The 15,479-nt window shown below is 71.7% G+C and carries 18 protein-coding genes; 3 read left to right on the forward strand and 15 right to left on the reverse strand.

The features are described 5' to 3' along the window. Positions 1–67: 67 nt before the first annotated feature. Positions 68–1,135: a phosphotransferase gene (locus ACK4YQ_RS16420; RefSeq protein ID WP_409612756.1), complete on the forward strand. Its 1,068-nt coding sequence runs from the start codon at positions 68–70 to the stop codon at positions 1,133–1,135. 20 nt (positions 1,136–1,155) lie between these two features. On the opposite strand, the gene lpxK is transcribed toward ACK4YQ_RS16420, so the two are convergent. From lpxK to ACK4YQ_RS16450, 6 genes are read right to left on the reverse strand one after another with little or no spacing between them, the layout of a single operon-like run. Next, complete coding sequence (lpxK, locus tag ACK4YQ_RS16425) at positions 1,156–2,166, reverse strand: tetraacyldisaccharide 4'-kinase (RefSeq protein WP_409612757.1); 1,011 nt, start codon at positions 2,164–2,166, stop codon at positions 1,156–1,158. After that, complete coding sequence (locus tag ACK4YQ_RS16430) at positions 2,163–3,440, reverse strand: 3-deoxy-D-manno-octulosonic acid transferase (RefSeq protein ID WP_409612758.1); 1,278 nt, start codon at positions 3,438–3,440, stop codon at positions 2,163–2,165. The genes lpxK and ACK4YQ_RS16430 overlap by 4 nt, the downstream gene beginning before the upstream one ends. Next, on the reverse strand, positions 3,437–4,426 hold the full coding sequence (locus tag ACK4YQ_RS16435) for a cation diffusion facilitator family transporter (RefSeq protein ID WP_409612759.1): 990 nt from the start codon (positions 4,424–4,426) through the stop codon (positions 3,437–3,439). The genes ACK4YQ_RS16430 and ACK4YQ_RS16435 overlap by 4 nt, the downstream gene beginning before the upstream one ends. Positions 4,427–4,430: 4 nt before the next feature. Then, a complete protein-coding gene (locus ACK4YQ_RS16440) occupies positions 4,431–5,144 on the reverse strand; it encodes a lysophospholipid acyltransferase family protein (protein WP_409612760.1) in 714 nt (237 codons plus the stop codon). Continuing rightward, on the reverse strand, positions 5,141–6,919 hold the full coding sequence (locus ACK4YQ_RS16445) for an ABC transporter ATP-binding protein (protein WP_409612761.1): 1,779 nt from the start codon (positions 6,917–6,919) through the stop codon (positions 5,141–5,143). Before ACK4YQ_RS16445 ends, ACK4YQ_RS16440 begins: the two co-directional genes overlap by 4 nt. A 58-nt stretch (positions 6,920–6,977) precedes the next feature. Next, positions 6,978–7,793: an arylamine N-acetyltransferase family protein gene (locus ACK4YQ_RS16450; protein ID WP_409612762.1), complete on the reverse strand. Its 816-nt coding sequence runs from the start codon at positions 7,791–7,793 to the stop codon at positions 6,978–6,980. A gap of 153 nt (positions 7,794–7,946) precedes the next feature. On the opposite strand from ACK4YQ_RS16450, the gene ACK4YQ_RS16455 reads away from it, so the two are divergent. Next, positions 7,947–8,612 (forward strand): fused DSP-PTPase phosphatase/NAD kinase-like protein, encoded by a 666-nt coding sequence (locus ACK4YQ_RS16455; RefSeq protein ID WP_409612764.1) that lies wholly within the window; start codon positions 7,947–7,949, stop codon positions 8,610–8,612. A gap of 12 nt (positions 8,613–8,624) precedes the next feature. On the opposite strand, the gene ACK4YQ_RS16460 is transcribed toward ACK4YQ_RS16455, so the two are convergent. From ACK4YQ_RS16460 to ACK4YQ_RS16480, 5 genes are all read right to left on the reverse strand, one after another. Further along, positions 8,625–8,861, reverse strand: a complete 237-nt coding sequence (locus ACK4YQ_RS16460; RefSeq protein WP_409612765.1) for a DUF4170 domain-containing protein — start codon at positions 8,859–8,861, stop codon at positions 8,625–8,627. A gap of 17 nt (positions 8,862–8,878) precedes the next feature. Continuing rightward, positions 8,879–9,676 carry a 3'(2'),5'-bisphosphate nucleotidase CysQ gene (locus tag ACK4YQ_RS16465; RefSeq protein ID WP_409612766.1) on the reverse strand — a complete coding sequence of 266 codons (798 nt, stop codon included), beginning with the start codon at positions 9,674–9,676 and terminating at the stop codon, positions 8,879–8,881. Continuing rightward, positions 9,673–11,004 carry a TldD/PmbA family protein gene (locus ACK4YQ_RS16470; RefSeq protein WP_409612839.1) on the reverse strand — a complete coding sequence of 444 codons (1,332 nt, stop codon included), beginning with the start codon at positions 11,002–11,004 and terminating at the stop codon, positions 9,673–9,675. Before ACK4YQ_RS16470 ends, ACK4YQ_RS16465 begins: the two co-directional genes overlap by 4 nt. A gap of 110 nt (positions 11,005–11,114) precedes the next feature. Continuing rightward, positions 11,115–11,516 carry an MAPEG family protein gene (locus tag ACK4YQ_RS16475; protein WP_409612767.1) on the reverse strand — a complete coding sequence of 134 codons (402 nt, stop codon included), beginning with the start codon at positions 11,514–11,516 and terminating at the stop codon, positions 11,115–11,117. Between the two features lie 100 nt (positions 11,517–11,616). After that, positions 11,617–13,143: a UbiD family decarboxylase gene (locus ACK4YQ_RS16480; protein ID WP_409612769.1), complete on the reverse strand. Its 1,527-nt coding sequence runs from the start codon at positions 13,141–13,143 to the stop codon at positions 11,617–11,619. A gap of 97 nt (positions 13,144–13,240) precedes the next feature. On the opposite strand from ACK4YQ_RS16480, the gene ACK4YQ_RS16485 reads away from it, so the two are divergent. Beyond that, positions 13,241–13,468 (forward strand): hypothetical protein, encoded by a 228-nt coding sequence (locus tag ACK4YQ_RS16485; protein WP_409612770.1) that lies wholly within the window; start codon positions 13,241–13,243, stop codon positions 13,466–13,468. Positions 13,469–13,632: 164 nt separating this feature from the next. On the opposite strand, the gene ACK4YQ_RS16490 is transcribed toward ACK4YQ_RS16485, so the two are convergent. From ACK4YQ_RS16490 to ACK4YQ_RS16505, 4 genes are all read right to left on the reverse strand, one after another. Beyond that, the gene (locus ACK4YQ_RS16490) at positions 13,633–14,145 is read right to left on the reverse strand and encodes a hypothetical protein (RefSeq protein WP_409612771.1); all 513 of its coding nucleotides are present in this window, start codon (positions 14,143–14,145) and stop codon (positions 13,633–13,635) included. A 123-nt stretch (positions 14,146–14,268) separates the two neighbouring features. Continuing rightward, entirely contained in the window at positions 14,269–14,616 is a 348-nt protein-coding gene (locus ACK4YQ_RS16495; protein WP_409612772.1) for an MmcQ/YjbR family DNA-binding protein, read from the reverse strand. 4 nt (positions 14,617–14,620) lie between these two features. After that, complete coding sequence (locus ACK4YQ_RS16500) at positions 14,621–15,052, reverse strand: hypothetical protein (protein WP_409612773.1); 432 nt, start codon at positions 15,050–15,052, stop codon at positions 14,621–14,623. An 81-nt stretch (positions 15,053–15,133) separates the two neighbouring features. After that, positions 15,134–15,472, reverse strand: coding sequence for a VOC family protein (locus ACK4YQ_RS16505; protein WP_409612774.1), 339 nt, complete (start codon positions 15,470–15,472; stop codon positions 15,134–15,136). Positions 15,473–15,479: the final 7 nt, after the last annotated feature.

Consider the following 15,479-nt stretch of genomic DNA (forward strand, 5'->3'; position numbering starts at 1 on the left):
ATCGCCTTGCTCCCGTGGCGTCCGGCTCGGTAAAGTGCAGTCAAACAAGCGTACGAAGGGGAACGTCATGGTCGACACGGCGGAACAGCAGCGCGAAGCGCTCAACACCGGAACCAAGCCGGTCGCCGAGAGCCATCGCTTCGACGAGGCGGCGCTGGACCGCTGGATGCAGGCCAATGTCGAGGGCTACGCCGGCCCCCTGGAGGTGCGCCAGTTCAAGGGCGGCCAGTCCAACCCGACCTACCAGCTCGTCACCCCGGCCAGGAAGTACGTGATGCGGCGCAAGCCGCCGGGCAAGCTCCTGCCCTCGGCGCACGCCGTGGACCGCGAGTTCAAGGTGATCTCGGCCCTCTATCCCACGGGCTTTCCGGTCGCGCGGCCCTACGGCCTTTGCACCGACGAAGACGTGATCGGCACCATGTTCTACGTGATGGATATGGTCGAGGGCCGCATCCTCTGGGACCAGTCGCTGCCGCAGTACGAGCCGGCCGAGCGGCGGGCGATCTTCATGGCCAAGCTGAAGACCCTGGCCGACCTGCACAACACCGACCACCAGGCCGTCGGCCTGGCCGACTTCGGCAAGCCCGGCAACTACATGGGCCGCCAGGTCGACCGCTGGACCAAGCAGTACCGCGCCTCCGAGACCATCCGCATCGAGGAGATGGAGCGGCTGATCGAATGGCTGCCGCAGAGCCTTCCGAACCAGGACCGCACCTCGATCGTGCATGGCGACTATCGCCTGGACAACATGGTGCTGCACCCCACCGAGCCGCGGGTGATCGCGGTGCTGGACTGGGAGCTGTCGACCCTGGGCGATCCCCTCGCCGACTTCACCTACCTCCTGATGAACTGGGTCAACGGCGGCATCTCGCAGATCCCGGACCTGAAGGCCCATGGCATTCCCACCATCGAGGAGTACGTGGCCGAGTACTGCCGCCTGACCGGGCGGCCGGGCCTGCCGGAACTGAACTGGTTCTTCGCCTACAACAGCTTCCGCCTGGCCGGCATCCTGCAGGGGATCGTCGGGCGGGTGCGCGACGGCACGGCCAACAGCCCGCAGGCCCTGGCCAACGCCGACCGAGTGCCGTTGCTGGCCAAGGCCGGCTGGGCCTTCGCCCAGAAGGCCGGCGCCTAGGACGCCGCCGCCGCCGGGGTTCAGGCGTCCGTGACGCGGGCGAGGAGAGCCTCGAGCGCCGCCTCGTCCTCGAAGCGGGCCCGCACCGGCCAGGCGGCGACGCGCTCGCGCCAGGCGGGCGGCAGGCGCACCCAGTCCTTCTCCGTGGTGACGAGGCCGGCGTCGAACTGCCGGGCCCGGTCGGCCAGCAGGCCCAGTTCGCGCTCGCCATAGGCGAAGTGGTCCGGAAAGGGCGCGAAGTCGGCGAGCTCGCAGCCGGCCGCCTTCAGCGCACGCTCCACCTTCCAGGGCTTGCCGACGCCGGCGAAGCCCACCTGCGGCCCGGCCGGCGGCGGCTCGGCCGGCTCCAGGCGCGCGGTCAGCACCGGCGTCTCTCCGAACAGGGCGACGAGTTCGGGATCGGGCGCCTCCAGGTCGGCGGGCCCCAGCAGCACCACGGCGTCGGCGCGGGCCAGGCCCGCCCGCAGCGGTTCGCGCATCGGCCCGGCGGGGAACACCGCCCCGTCGCCGAAGGGCCACTCGCCGCCCCGGGTCTCGGCGTCCACCACCACCAGGGACAGGGCCTTCGCCAGGGCGGGGTTCTGGTGGCCGTCGTCCATGACGATCGCCTGCGCCCCTGCCGCCGCCGCGGCCCGCGCGCCGGCGAGCCGGTCGCGGGCGACCCAGACCGGCGCCTCGCGGGCCATCATCAGCGGCTCGTCACCGACCTCGGCGGCCGAATGCGCCTGCGGGTCCACGCGCACGGGGCCGGCCAGCGTCCCGCCGTAGCCGCGGGACAGGGCGTGGGCCTCGACGCCGCGCAGGGCGAGACGGCGCAGGATCTCGCGCGCCACCGGCGTCTTGCCCGCCCCGCCCATGGTCAGGTTGCCGACGCAGATCACCGGCGCGCCGGGGTCGGCCGGGCTCGTGCGGGCGATCCGCCGGGCGCTGGCCGCGGCCCAAATCCAGGACAGCGGCGTGAGCAGGGCGCGGGTCACCGGCGAGGGCGCGCCCGTGCGCACGTACCACCAGCGGGGGGTGGCGAGCTTCATGGCGCCGGCGGCAGCAGCGGCTCGAGCCGCAGGAGCGCCTCGTCCAGCGCCCGCCCCTGGCGCTCGGCGTAGGCCAGGGCCGCCTCGCCGAAACGGCGGGCGATGGCGGGGTTCTCCAGAAGTCCGCGCAGGTGGCGGGCCAGATGCTCGCCGTCCACCGCCTCGATGGCCGCCGCCTCGGCGCACATCTCGGCGTAGACCTCCTGGGCGTTGAACATGTGCGGCCCGGTGATGATGGCCGCCCCCAGGCGGGCCGGCTCAAGCGGATTGTGGCCGCCGATGTCGAGTTCGAAGGCGCCGCCCATCACCACCACGTCGGCCAGCCGGAAGAAGAGCCCGAGCTCGCCCAGGGTGTCGGCGACATAGGCCTGGGTGGCGGCCGAGGGCCGCTCGCCGCGGCTGCGCAGGGCCACCGACAGCCCTTCGCCCTCCAGCAGCTTGGCCACCGACTCGCCGCGCTCGGGGTGGCGCGGAACGACGATCAGCAGGGCCTCGCCGAGGTCGGCCCACTCGAAGGCGCGGGCGACCAGCGGCTCCTCGCCGGCGTGGGTGCTGGCCGCCAGCACCACCTTCCGCGAGCCGATGGCGGCGCGCATCCGCGCCAGTTCGGCTTCGTCGGCGGGCAGGGGATCGCCCACCAGCTTCAGATTCAGGCGCGGGCCGACCGTGGCGCCCAGTTCGCGCAGGCGGGCTTCGGTCGCCGCCTCCTGGGCCAGCACGAGGTCGAAGGACGACAGGATGCAGCGGGCCGCGGCCGGGGCGCGGGCCCAGCCCTTGGCGCTGGCGTCGGTCATCCGGGCGGACAGCAGCGCCAGGCGCACGCCCCGGCGGCGGGCGGCCAGGATCAGGTTGGGCCAGAGCTCGCTTTCCACCAGCAGTCCCGCCTGCGGCCGCCAGTGGTCCAGGAACCGTGTCACCGCGCCGGGGGCGTCGATCGGCGCGTACTGGTGGATCACCCCCGGCGGCAGGCGGCGCGCCAGCAGTTCGGCCGAGGTGCGGGTGCCGGAGGTGACGAGGAGGGCGAGGTCCGGGCGCCGCGCGCGCAGGGCCTGGACCAGCGGCAGCAGGGACATGCCCTCGCCGACGCTGACGGCGTGAAGCCAGACGAGCGGGCCTGGCGGCCGGGCCCGGCTGGCCCGGCCCAGGCGCTCGTCCAGCCGGGCCGGATCCTCCTTGCCGCGCGCTGCGCGCCCGCGCAGCAGCGCGCCCGCCAGCGGCTCCAGGAAAGCCGTGGCGCTGGCATAGAGCCGGACCGTGAGCGGGCGCCGCGTCACACCACTTCGATGGGGGACAGGCGGCAATGGGCCGCCGAGCCGCATTCGACCTGCAAGGTGGCGTGGGCGATGCCGAAGCGGCGCGACAGGCCCTCGCAGGCGTCGTGCAGGAACGCGTCGGGCTCGGCGTTCGTCGGACGGGTCACGTGGACGGTGAGCGCGGTTTCGGTGGTGCTCATCGCCCAGATGTGCAGGTCGTGCACCTCGGTGACGCCCGGCAGGGCGCAGAGCCACGCCCGCACGGCGGCCGGGTCGACGCCGCGGGGCACCGCGTCCAGCGCCAGGTTGAACGAGTCGCGCAGTAGGCCCCAGGTGCTGAGGGCGATCACGGCCACGATCAGCAGGCTGAGGGCGGGATCGAGCCACAGGAGCCCGGTCAGGATCATGAGGACCGCCCCGACGACCACCGCCAGCGAGACGGCCGCGTCCCCCGCCATGTGCAGGAAGGCGCCGCGGATGTTCAGGTCGTGCTTGCCGCCGCGCATGAAGAGGAGCGCGGTGGCGGTGTTGATCACCACGCCGATCGAGGCGGTGATGATCACCGGCAGGGGCGCCACGGCGTTCGGCTCGGCGAACCGGCGCACGGCCTCGGAGCCGATGGCGCCGATGGCGACCAGCAGCAGCACCGCGTTGGCGAGGGAAGCCAGGATCGTGGCCTTGCGCAGGCCGTAGGTGCGCCGCTCCGTCGGCTGGCGCTTGGCCAGGACCGCCGCGCCCCAGGCCAGCAGGAGGCTGAGGACGTCCGAGAGATTGTGGCCGGCGTCGGCCAGGAGGGCGAGGGACCCGGCCCACAGGCCGGCGCCCGCCTCGGCCAGCACGAAGGCCAGGTTCAGCGTGACGCCGATGGCGAAGGCGCGACCGAAGTCGGCGGGGGCATGGTGATGGCCGTGGCCATGCGCATGACCGTGTCCGTGCGCATGTCCGTGACCGTGATCATGGGCGTGATCCGGGCCGTCATCGTGAGGATGGGCGTGGTCGTGAGCCATGGCCCTATGTCTCACCGGACGGGCGGCAGGCCAAGTCCTCGGCCCGTCGCGTGAGGGCCGAAAGGCGGGATGACAGTTCGGCGATCAGCCGCTGGGCGGAGGCCTCGTCCAGGTCGTCCGGAACGTGGAAGGGGCCGTCCCAGGCGGTGGCGCCGCGGCCGAAGGGACGGGCGAACATCACCTTGTCCCAGGTGTCGAGCCGCCAGGCCGGATCGGCCGCCACGCCGATCAGATAGATGGGCGCCCCGGCCCTCCGGGCGATCTGCAGGGCGCCGGGCGCGATTACCTCGTTGGGGCCCCGCGGGCCGTCCGGGGTGATCGCCAGGAGGCCGCCGCCCTTCACCCAGCCGATGGCTTCGCGCATGCCGGCCACGGCCGCCCGCATCTTCTCCTTGTCGCCCGCCTTGGCCGAGGACATGCGGATGGCGGGAAAGCGCGCGCGGGACAGGGCCTGGGCGATGAACTCGCCGTCGCTCGAGGGCGAGATCATGCAGCGCAGCTTGTTGCGGACCCACCAGACCTGGGCGATCCCCAGGGCCAGGGGAATGCGGCCGTGCCAGAAGAGCACGATGCAGGGGGCGTCGTCCTTCAGGGCCTCGGCGGCGCAGGCGACGTTGTCGTGACGCCAGCGCACGCTTCGCCGGGTGATGACCAGGACCACCCAGAGGAGCCAGCCGAGCAGGGCCTGGACCCACGGCCGGCGCATCAGTCGCTTCACGCGGCGGTCTCCGTGTCGAGGTTCTGGCTGCCGGCCAGCCGCGCATAGAGGCCCTTCTGCCGCACCAGGGCGGCGTGGTCGCCGATCTCCACCACGCGGCCCTTGTCGATCACATAGATGCGGTCGGCGCCGCGCACCGTGGACAGCCTGTGGGCGATCAGGATGGTGGCCCGCCCGGCCATCAGCCGGGTCAGGGCGTCCTGCACCTGGGCCTCGCTGTCGGTGTCGAGCGCGCTGGTGGCCTCGTCCAGCAGCAGGATCGGCGCGTCCTTGAGGAAGGCGCGGGCGATGGCGATGCGCTGGCGCTGTCCGCCCGACAGGCGCGCGCCGGCCTCGCCCACTTCGGTGGCGTAGCCGTCCGGCAAGGCCATGATGAACTCGTGCGCGGCGGCCGCGCGGGCGGCGGCCTCGATCTCGGCCTCGCTCGCGGTCGGCCGGGCGTAGGCGATGTTGGCCCGAATGGTGTCGTCGAACAGGAACGGCTCCTGGGTCACCAGGGCGATGCGCTCGCGCAGGGACGCCAGGGTTACGTCGCGGACGTCGTGGCCGTCGATCAGCACGCGCCCGCCGGTGGCGTCGTAGAAGCGCGGGATCAGGTTCAGGATCGTGCTCTTGCCGCCGCCAGAGGGGCCGACCAGCGCCACTGTCTCCCCGCGGCGCACCTCGAGGCTCACCTCGTTCAGGGTGGGCTGGCCGTCGTCGTAGGCGAAGCTCACCTGCTCGAAGACGATGGCGCTGTCGCCGGGCGGCAGGGGCTGGGCGCCGGGCCGCTCGCGCACCTCCGGCTCGACGTCGAGGGCGGCGAACAGCCGCCGGGCCGCCGACAGGCCCTCGGCCATGACGGTCTGCAGGTTGGCGAGCTGGCGCAGGGACTGCGAGGCCAGGCCAAGGGCGCCGAGGAAGGCGACGAAGGCGCCCACGTTCATCGCCCCGGTGGTGGAGCGCCAGCCGGCGTAGGCCAGGATGGCGGCGGTCACCAGGGTCATCAGGGTCTCGGTCGCGGGGGCTGCGGTGGCCCGGGCGTTCGCGCCCTTCACCAGGTGGCGCTGGCGGCGGCGGACGACCTCGGCGACGCGGGCCTCTTCATAGGCCTCGCGGTTCTCCATCTTGACCACGCGAACGCCGTCCAGGCTCTCCATGATCGCCGTGGAGAGCGCGGAGGTTTCGGCCATGGCGCCCTTGGCCGCCTTGGCGCCGCGCTTGGAGAACCGGCGCATCACCCCGGTGGTCAGGGGGGCGATCGCGATGATCGCCAGGGACAGGACCCAGTCGTTGGAGATCATCACGGTGATGGCGCCGAGCACCGTCAGGAAGTGCTGGGTGTAGTTGATGACGCCGCTGGTCGCCGCCTCGCGGATCAGGCCCGCGTCATAGAGCACCGAGGAGACGAAGGCGCCGGAGTGCTGGGCCCGCAGGTGGGCGAGGTCGGCGCGGACCAGCTTGGCGAAGAGCTGCACCTGGACGTCGCCGACCACGGCGTTGCCGACGCGGTTGACCAGGGAAGCCTGGACCACCTGGGCCACTCCGCGGCCGATGGCGTAGGCGGCGATGGTCAGGGGAATGGCCAGCAGCGCCCCGGGCTTGTGGTTGACCAGGAGGTCGTTGATCGCCGGCTCCAGGATCTGGATCAGCTTGGCGCTCAGCACCGCCACAGCGATCGCGGCGATCAGGGCGACGGCCAGGCCGGGCCAGCGCGGCGCCAGGTAGACCCTGGCGATTCGGCCGATCAGGGCGCGGACGCCGAGGTCGGCGGCGGGCTTGGGGCTCAGGCTCATCGGCCTTGGGGTCGTCCCTTGCGCGCGCCAAGTCAAGCGCCGCAAGCGGGCTGCGCGTTCAGGGCGCCGCCGGCTCGCCGAACAGTTCGGCGTGTCGGGCGCAGATCCGCGGCCACAGGTCCGCCGCCTCCGGCAGGTCCAGGTCGAACTCGCGCGCGAGCACCTGCACATAGGCCTCCGCCGATTCGATCAGGCGGCTTTCCACCCCCTCGGGCCGGGCCCGGCGCAGCACACGCCCGCGCAGTTGCAGGATGGCGTCGGGGGTGTGGCGCTGGACCACCGCGTTCTGCACGAACATCGACTCTGGCGAGGTCTGCAGCCAGCGGCAACGGTCGGCCAGGAGGGCGGGGTCGGCCGGCTCGGCCGTGAAGTCGAACGAGGGCGCGCCGCCGTGCTCGTGGTTGTGGAAGCGCCACCAGGCCTCGTCCAGCCGTTCGAGCCGCAGCGGGAACCCGTCGGAGGCGAAGGCCGCCTCGACCAGGGGGAAGGGATCGCGGCCGCCGTCGCCGAAGCCCACGTCGGCGATCCACGGCGCGTCTAGGTCCACGCGCAGGACCAGGTGGTTGCCGACGATCTCGTCGCCGCGGACCACGCGCATGACGCCGCCGGCGAGACGGGTGACGTCGAAGCCGATCGCCTCGAGAGCCCAGCCGAGCACCCCGTTCATCTCGTAGCACCATCCGCCGCGGCGGCGGGTCACCAGCTTGTCGAAGGCCTCGGCCGGATCGGTGGTCAGCGGCCGCCCGAACTGGACGTCGAGGTTTTCGTAAGGGATGGCCATCAGGTGCGCGCGGTGCACGGCGCGCAGGGTCGCAAGGTCTGGCCGCGGCTGGCCGGCGAAGCCGATACGGTCGAGATAGGCCTGAAGGTCCATGCGCGCGCTCCCTTGCGGCCAAGGTAGGAGACGGGCGCGCCCTGCGCCACAGCCCTGTCGCAGGACGGGCGAGCGCGCCAGGCTGTGACATCGCCCCGCTTCCGTCGAACGCCGCGAGCGCCTAGGTAGGGGACCGCACAGCGGGAGCCCTCCTTGGCCGAATTCGACCTTTCCACCCCCGGCGGGCGTTTCCGGACCTATCTGGACTACCTCTGGAACGACCACGCCTATCTGCGGCTGGGCTTCCAGAACGCCCACTGGATCAGCGAGGAGCTGGTGCGCACCAACCAGCCCTGGCCGCACCAGCTCGCACACTGGAAGCGGCACGGGATCCGCACGGTCATCAACCTGCGCGGCGGCTTCGAGGCGAGCTTCCACGTGCTGGAGAAGGACGCCTGCGAGCGCCTGGGGCTCAGGATGGTGGACTTCACCATCACCTCGCGGGAGGTGCCGAGCCGCGAGCGGGTGCTGGGCGCCAAGCGCCTGTTCGAGACGGTGGAGTATCCGGCGCTGATGCACTGCAAGTCCGGGGCGGACCGGGCCGGCATCATGAGCGTGTTCTACATGCACTTCCGCCAGGGTCGCACGATCCGCGAGGCGCTGGACCAGCTTCACCTGCGCTACCTGCACATGCGGGCCGGAAAGACCGGGGTGCTCGATTACACCTTCGAGCGCTATCTCCAGGAAGGCGAGCCGGCCGGCATGGCCTTCCTGGAGTGGGTGATGAGCGCCGCCTACGATCCGGCGGGCATCAAGGCCGACTTCCGCGCCCAGTGGTGGGGCACGATGCTGACCGAGCGGATGCTGCGCCGGGAGTAGGCGCCGCTGCGCCTAGTGATGGTCCGGATCGGCGGCCGGATCGAGCAGCTTGTGCGCGTGGATGATGAAGTAGCGCATCAGGGCGTTGTCGACGGTGGCCTGCGCCCTGGCGCGCCAGGCGGCGAGGGCCGCCTCGTAGCTGGGGAAGGCGCCGACGAAGTCGACCTGAGACAGGTCGCGGAAGGTGTTGTGCTCCAGATCCTGGAGCTCGCCGCCGATGACGAGGTGAAGGAGTTGCCGATCGGGCATGAGGGCCTCGGAAAGAGTCAGTTTCCGATGGCGATATGCCGGACGCGGTCCAGGATCAACGGGGCGAGGGCCGGCGTGGCGCAGACGAGGCTGCGCTGGGCGGGAATCTCGCGATTGTAGGCGAACGGCTCGCCGCGATGGTCGCCGACGAAGGCGCCCGCCTCGCGGGCGATGAGGTCGGCGGCGGCCAAGTCCCAGTCGGCCTTGGCGACCAGCGCCAGGGCGGCGTCGAAGTCGCCGGAGGCGACCAGGCACATGCGGTAGGCGGTGGAGTTGCGCGCCTCCACCCGCATCTGCGGCCAGGGCGTGGGCCAGGACGGATGGGTGAACATCCGCGCGTCGCCGACCATGGCGCAGTCCTCGAGCGAGCCGGTGTCGCTGGGGCTGATGGGCGCGCCGTTCAAGGTCGCCCCGCCGCCCTCGAGCGCGGCGAAGGTCTGGTCGAGCTGCGGGGCGAAGACGGCGCCGGCGATCGGCCGGGCGCCATCGATCACGGCGATGGAGACCGCCCACCACGGCCGCCCCTTGAGGAAGGCGCGGGTGCCGTCGATGGGATCGACGACGAAGAGGCGCGGCCGTTCCAGGCGATCCCTGTTGTCCGCGGTCTCCTCGGAAAGCCAGCCGTAGTCGGGGCGGGCGGCGGCCAGCCTCCGCTTCAGGTGCGCGTCGGCGGCGAGGTCAGCGTTGGTGACCGGCGAGTTCCCGGCCTTGTAGTCGACCTGCAGGCCCTCGGCGCGCAGGCGCAGGGCCAGTTCGCCCGCCTCACGGGCCGCGTCCAGGATCAGGGCGAGGTCGGCCGCCGCGTCCGTGGTCATCGTCCTGCGATGGCGAGGGCGTCGACCAGGATCGAGGGCGCGTTGGACGCTCCGCGGATCTCCAGGTCGGAGCCGGGAACCAGCCGCCCGTAGATGTCGATGAGGTTGCCGGCGACGGTGATCTCGCTGACCGGATAGGCGATCTCGCCGTCCTCGAACCAGAAGCCCGAGCAGCCCACCGACCAGTCGCCGGTGTTGCTGTTGAGCGAGGGACCGAACATCGAGGTGATGAGCAGGCCGCGGCCGGCGTCCTTCATCAGGCCGGCGCGGTCCGTCTCGCCCGGCTGCAGGGTCAGGTTCGTGGGCGCGACCCCGGGCGGTCCGGCGAGCCCGCGGGAGGCGTGGCCGGTGGACTGCAGGCCGAGCTGGCGAGCGGCGCTGGAGTTCAAGAGCCAGGTGGTCAGCACCCCGTCGTCGATCAGGTTGCGCCTTTCGTTGGCCACGCCCTCGTCGTCGAAGGGGCTGGAGCCGAGGCCGCGGCGGCGGTGCGGGTCGTCGGTCAGGGTCACGCCCCTGGCGAAGACCTGCTGGCCCAGGCGGTCCTTCAGGAAGGAGACGCCGCGCGCGATCGCCGGGCCGGAGATCGCGCCGATCAGCGGGCTGATGAGCGAGGCGGCCAGGCGGTTCTCGAAGATCACCGGGGCGGTGGTCGAGGCGATCTTGCGTGCGCCCAGGCGCCCGACCGCCCGGCGGCCGGCTTCGGCGCCGATCGCGTCCGGCGCGGGCAGGTCGGACTGCCAGCGGACCGAGCGCCAGTCGTGGCCGTTCTCCATGCCGGCCGCGTCGGCGGCGATGGCCGAGGCGCCGATCGAGAAGCCGGAGGCGCGGTGGTCGCCGACGAAGCCGCCGCTGGTGACAAGGCGCCAGACCCCGGCAGACCAGGAGGCCGAGGCGCCGTCGGAGTTGGTGACGCCGTCGATCGCGCGGGCGGCCGCCTCGGCGGTGCGGGCGCGGGCCTCCAGCTCCTGCGGCGTCGGCTCGGACGGGTCGTAGAGGTCGAGGTCGGGGTGCGGGCCGCGGGCGAGGCGCCCGGGATCGGCGAGGCCGGCGTAGGGGTCTTCCGGCGCCAGGCGGGCCATGGCGACCGCGCGCTCGACGAGCTTGGCCCGGGCCTCGGCGGACACGTCCGAGCCGGAGACGGTGGCCTGGCGGCGGCCGACGAAGACGCGCAGGCCGATGTCGCGCGATTCCTCGCGCTCCACCTCTTCCAGCTCGCCCAGGCGCACGGAGATGGACAGGGCGCGCCGCTCGGCCCCGGCGGCTTCGGCCGCATCGGCGCCGGCCTTCAGCGCGGCGGCGACGAGGTCGGACAACAGGTTTTCATCCATGCCGCCCATATGGCCGCCCCCGGTCCCGCGGGCAAGCGCCTGCGACGCTTCGGCCAGGCCTCAGACTACGAGAAGATCAGGCGCCCGAGAAGATCAGGCGCCTGAGAAGATCAGGCGATCGAGTAGAAGAGCAGGGCCGCGCCGGCGAAGACGTAGGACACCCAGGTCAGGATCACGCCGAGGGTGCGCGGCAGGGAAGCCCCGCCGCTGGTCGACAGGCCGTAGCCGTGCAGGACCCGGCCGACGAACACCAGAAAGCCGGTGATGTGGATGGCCAGGCCCGGCGCGCCGACCACGGCCAGCATGGTGAGGGCGGCCATGCCCGCGGGCACGTATTCGGTGGCGTTGCCGAAGGCGCGGATCGCCTGGATCAGCTCGGGCACGCCGCCGTCGCCCAGAACCACCTTGTGCTTCTGGCGCTGGCGGACCACCAGCAGGGACAGCACCAGAAGGACGAACAGGTTCAGTCCGACCCACAGCGCCGCAGCATGCGCGGATGCGTTCACTTCCATCGGCTCTCAGCCCCCATCAAGCCCGTTGAAGCTGGACAGTTGCGCGCGCTTCGCCCGACAGGGCAAGGGCGCGCGCCCGAGGGGCGAGGCGGCCGGCGGCTCAATCTACCGGCTCGCCGGCGCCGGGCAGGCCGAGCCTGGCCCACTTCTCGCTGACCGCGGCGACCACGGCCGGGTCCATGCCGAGCTTCTCGCCCCATTCGCGCTTCGTCTCCGGCGGCCACTTGTTGGTCGCGTCGAGCCCGATCTTCGAGCCCAGTCCGGACTCCGGCGAGGCGAAGTCGAGGTAATCTATGGGCGTGTTCTCGATCAGGGTTACGTCCCTGGCCGGGTCCATGCGGGTGGAGATCGCCCACATCACGTCCTTCCAGTCCCGAGCGTCCACGTCGTCGTCCACGACGATCACCCACTTGGTGTACATGAACTGGCGCAGATAGCTCCACACCCCCATCATCACGCGCTTGGCGTGGCCGGGGTAGGCCTTCTTCATCGACACCACGGCGATGCGGTAGCTGCAGCCCTCGGGCGGCAGCCAGAAGTCGACGATCTCCGGGAACTGCTGGCGGATGAGGGGGATGAACACCTCGTTCAGGGCTTCGCCGAGGACGCTGGGCTCGTCCGGCGGGCGGCCGGTGAAGGTGGTCAGGTAGATCGGGTTCTTGCGCATGGTGATCGCGCTCACCTGGAAGACCGGGAACTTCTCGACGGAATTGTAGTAGCCGGTGTGATCGCCGTAGGGGCCCTCGTCGGCGTAGTCGTCGAGCAGCACGTGGCCCTCGATGACGATCTCGGCCTCGGCCGGCACCAGCAGCGGCACGGTCTTGGCCTGGACCAGCTCGACCTTGGCGCCGCGCATCAGGCCGGCGAACTGGTACTCGGACAGGGTGTCGGGCACCGGGGTGACGGCGGCCAGGATGGTGCCCGGGTCGGCGCCGATCACCGCGCAGGCGGGCAGGGGCTCGGGCTTGCCGGAGGCCTTCCAGCGCCGGTGGTGCTGGGCGCCGCCGCGGTGGGCCAGCCAGCGCATGATGGTGCGGTCGCGGCCCAGCACCTGCATGCGGTAGATGCCGAGGTTGTAGTCGTCCTCGCGGTCGGCGGAGGGGCCCCGGGTGACCACCAGCGGCCAGGTGATCAGGGGCGCCGGCTCGCCGGGCCAGCAGGTCTGGATCGGCAGTCTGGACAGGTCGATCTGATCGCCCGTGAGCACCACTTCCTGAACCGGCGCCTTCTTCACCGTGGCCGGACGCATGGACATGACGGTTTTCGCCAGGGGCAGCATGTCCCAGGCGTCCTTGAGGCCGCGCGGGGGCTCGGGGGCCCGCAGGAACGCCAGGAGTTCGCCGACCTCGCGCAGGTCTGCGGCGGTTTCGCGCTCGCGCCCCTCCAGGGTGACGCCCATGGCGACCCGCTTCACCGTGCCGAACAGGTTGACCAGGCAAGGCATGGACGAGGGCTGGCCGTCGGCGCGGACGACGTTCTCGAACAGCACCGCCGGGCCGCCGGTCGCCAGGAGCCGGCGCTGGATCTCGGTCATCTCGAGCACCGAGGAGACGGGCTCGCTCACCCGCACCAGTTCGCCGGCGGCCTCGAGCCGGGCGATGAAGTCTCGTAGCGAGCGATAGGCCATGGGGTCTCCGGGGGTGCGCGCGACGGCGCGGAAGCTAGTGGGCGCGGCAGGTCCTGTCACGCCTTGCAGGCGCGGGCCGGGCGGCTAGATTCGCCGCATGAAGCGCATCGACCTCGACGACCTGCCGCCCAAGCTCGCGCAACTGCTGACCAGCCTGGAAGACGGCGAGGAGCTGCTCCTGGTGCGCGACGGCATGGTCGAGGGCCGGCTGACCGGCGCCGCCGCGCCGCCCGCGGCCGGACCCGACGCCGAGACTCCCGACGATCCGGAGCGCATGGGCGAGGTGATGGAGCACTTCCGCGCCATGATGGAAGACGACTTCTGAGGCTGCGCCGTCCGGGATGACAGGCGGCGCAGGCGCGCTCTCCTCCCCGATTGGGGGAGGCGGCCCGCGGGGCCGGAGGGGGCTTTGACTCGCCCTGTCGTCGATTGTTTCAGCCCGCCTCAGTCGCCTTGCGACAGCTCCCGGAGGGAGAGAATCTTTGACGTTCAGCCGCTGCTTCGTCGTGCGGGAACGAGAGGCCCCTCCGCCGTTTCGCAGGCTCCCTCCCCCGGCGGGGGAGGAGAAGGAGACTCGTCGTCATCCACGAAGCCGAGGTCGGCCTTGATGCGCGCGACGAGGTCTTCGACGGGGCCGTCGAGGAAGTCTTCCGAGAGGGCTTCCTCGTTGAGGATCTTGGTGAGCTCGACGACGAGGTCGCCGTAGTCGCAGCGTTCGGCCTCGGTCCAGATGAGACGGGTGAGCGAGGCGTCCACCTGGGCGCGGCGTCGCTTGACGCGGGCCTGGCGCACCTCGTCCAGGCGCCGCTCGGTCTCGAGGACCTGGCGGTGACGCATGCGCTCCAGCCGGGCCTCCAGGGCCACGGTCTGGCGGACCGAGCGGGACAGGCGATGGAAGCAGGCCTTCAGTCGCTCGCGCTCCTGGGGATCCTCGGCGGACATCGCCGCCTCATAGGTCTCCTCGGCCAAGGCCATGGCCATCTCCCCGAGCCTCTTGAGCATGCGGCCATGCCGCTCAGCCATGTCGTCGGGGAAGCCAGACATGAACAAAACAAGAACATCAGGCAAGTCGAAAGTCAAGGGTTTTCGACCGGGCGGGCCGGGTTCCGGATGACGAAGCGGCGGTCAGCCGCCCTTGGCCGCGTCCCTGGCCTTCACGGCCGCCCTGGGGACGATCTTGCGCCAGCGGCGGTCGAGGAAGGCTTCGAGGGAGCCGGGATGCAGGCTGTCGAGCCGCGCGAGCACGCAGGGATAGTCCTTGTAGTGGGCGGTGAAGTGGAAGGTCCCCGGATCGGCCTCCATCAGCATCTCGCGCTCGTCGAAGCCCACCTCCATCAGCACAAGGCTGTCGTCCTCGGCCCGCAGGCGGGTGAAGAACTTGCCGTTCACCTTGAACGAGGGGCGGCCGTAGGAGGTCCCCTCCTCGGCGCCGGGGAAGGACAGGACGATGACGCGCATCTCCTCGCGTGTCATGGCCTCAGCGGTCCTCACGGCCGGAGATGCAGACCTTGTGGCCCTTGCCGTCGTCGTGGCAGCGCAGGACGCGGCCGGCGTTGTCGCGGTAGACCGAATTGCCGTTCGTGGGATCGGAATGGCCGTAGATCGTGCGGCCGTTCGGCGTGCGCCAGGCGGAGTTTCCCTGCGCGTCCTCGTAGCCCGCCACCCTGGCGCCGTCGGGGCCCAGCAGCACGGTGACGCCATCGGGATTTGTGTAGCCGGTGACGATGTTCCCGCGCCCGTCGCGCCAGACCAGGCGCCCCTTGGGATCGGCCTTGCCGCGATAGGCCGCCCCGGCGCCGTCCAGGCAGGTGGTCACGCCGATCCGGTCGGTGGTGCAGTCGATCATCTGGGCGGCGGCGGGCGTGGCGATCGCGACGGCGGCGACAACCGCGAGGCTGAAACTGCGCATGACGGACATCCTGGGCCGGCGGCGCGTCTTCGCGCCCGCCCTAGGATTGCGGCTTCACCGCCAGGAAGTCGAGCGCGTCGCTCAGGTCTCGCTCCACACGCCCAGGACGTTGCCGGCGGGGTCGCGGAAGTGGAAGCGGCGCCCGCCCGGGAAGGCCTGGATCTCGCGGACCACGACGCCGCCGGCGGCCTTCACCCTGGCCTCCATCGCCTCCAGGTCGTGGGCGTAGAGGATGACGAGCGGCCTGGGCTCTTCCGGCTCGCCGTTGAAGCCGCCGTCCACGGCGGCCTCCTCGAAGGCGGCGTAGCCGGGGCCGTAGTCGACGAAGCGCCAGCCGAAGGCGGCGGAATAGAAGTCCTTCACCGCCGGCAGGTCGGCCGCCGGGAACTCCACATAGTCGATCTTGCCGTCCTCGCGCATGGCGGGC

This window comes from Phenylobacterium sp., assembly GCF_046291545.1.
GTDB lineage: Bacteria > Pseudomonadota > Alphaproteobacteria > Caulobacterales > Caulobacteraceae > Phenylobacterium.

Bases quoted from the DNA above. Each gene is read 5' to 3' on its own strand.
- ACK4YQ_RS16420 (WP_409612756.1), top strand. From the start codon at position 68: ATGGTCGACACGGCGGAACAGCAGCGCGAAGCGCTCAACACCGGAACC.
- lpxK (WP_409612757.1), bottom strand. From the start codon at position 2,166: ATGAAGCTCGCCACCCCCCGCTGGTGGTACGTGCGCACGGGCGCGCCC.
- ACK4YQ_RS16435 (WP_409612759.1), bottom strand. From the start codon at position 4,426: ATGGCTCACGACCACGCCCATCCTCACGATGACGGCCCGGATCACGCC.
- ACK4YQ_RS16445 (WP_409612761.1), bottom strand. From the start codon at position 6,919: ATGAGCCTGAGCCCCAAGCCCGCCGCCGACCTCGGCGTCCGCGCCCTG.
- ACK4YQ_RS16450 (WP_409612762.1), bottom strand. From the start codon at position 7,793: ATGGACCTTCAGGCCTATCTCGACCGTATCGGCTTCGCCGGCCAGCCG.
- ACK4YQ_RS16460 (WP_409612765.1), bottom strand. From the start codon at position 8,861: ATGCCCGATCGGCAACTCCTTCACCTCGTCATCGGCGGCGAGCTCCAG.
- ACK4YQ_RS16465 (WP_409612766.1), bottom strand. From the start codon at position 9,676: ATGACCACGGACGCGGCGGCCGACCTCGCCCTGATCCTGGACGCGGCC.
- ACK4YQ_RS16470 (WP_409612839.1), bottom strand. From the start codon at position 11,004: ATGGATGAAAACCTGTTGTCCGACCTCGTCGCCGCCGCGCTGAAGGCC.
- ACK4YQ_RS16475 (WP_409612767.1), bottom strand. From the start codon at position 11,516: ATGGAAGTGAACGCATCCGCGCATGCTGCGGCGCTGTGGGTCGGACTG.
- ACK4YQ_RS16480 (WP_409612769.1), bottom strand. From the start codon at position 13,143: ATGGCCTATCGCTCGCTACGAGACTTCATCGCCCGGCTCGAGGCCGCC.
- ACK4YQ_RS16485 (WP_409612770.1), top strand. From the start codon at position 13,241: ATGAAGCGCATCGACCTCGACGACCTGCCGCCCAAGCTCGCGCAACTG.
- ACK4YQ_RS16490 (WP_409612771.1), bottom strand. From the start codon at position 14,145: ATGCTCAAGAGGCTCGGGGAGATGGCCATGGCCTTGGCCGAGGAGACC.
- ACK4YQ_RS16495 (WP_409612772.1), bottom strand. From the start codon at position 14,616: ATGACACGCGAGGAGATGCGCGTCATCGTCCTGTCCTTCCCCGGCGCC.
- ACK4YQ_RS16500 (WP_409612773.1), bottom strand. From the start codon at position 15,052: ATGCGCAGTTTCAGCCTCGCGGTTGTCGCCGCCGTCGCGATCGCCACG.
- ACK4YQ_RS16505 (WP_409612774.1), bottom strand. From the start codon at position 15,472: ATGCGCGAGGACGGCAAGATCGACTATGTGGAGTTCCCGGCGGCCGAC.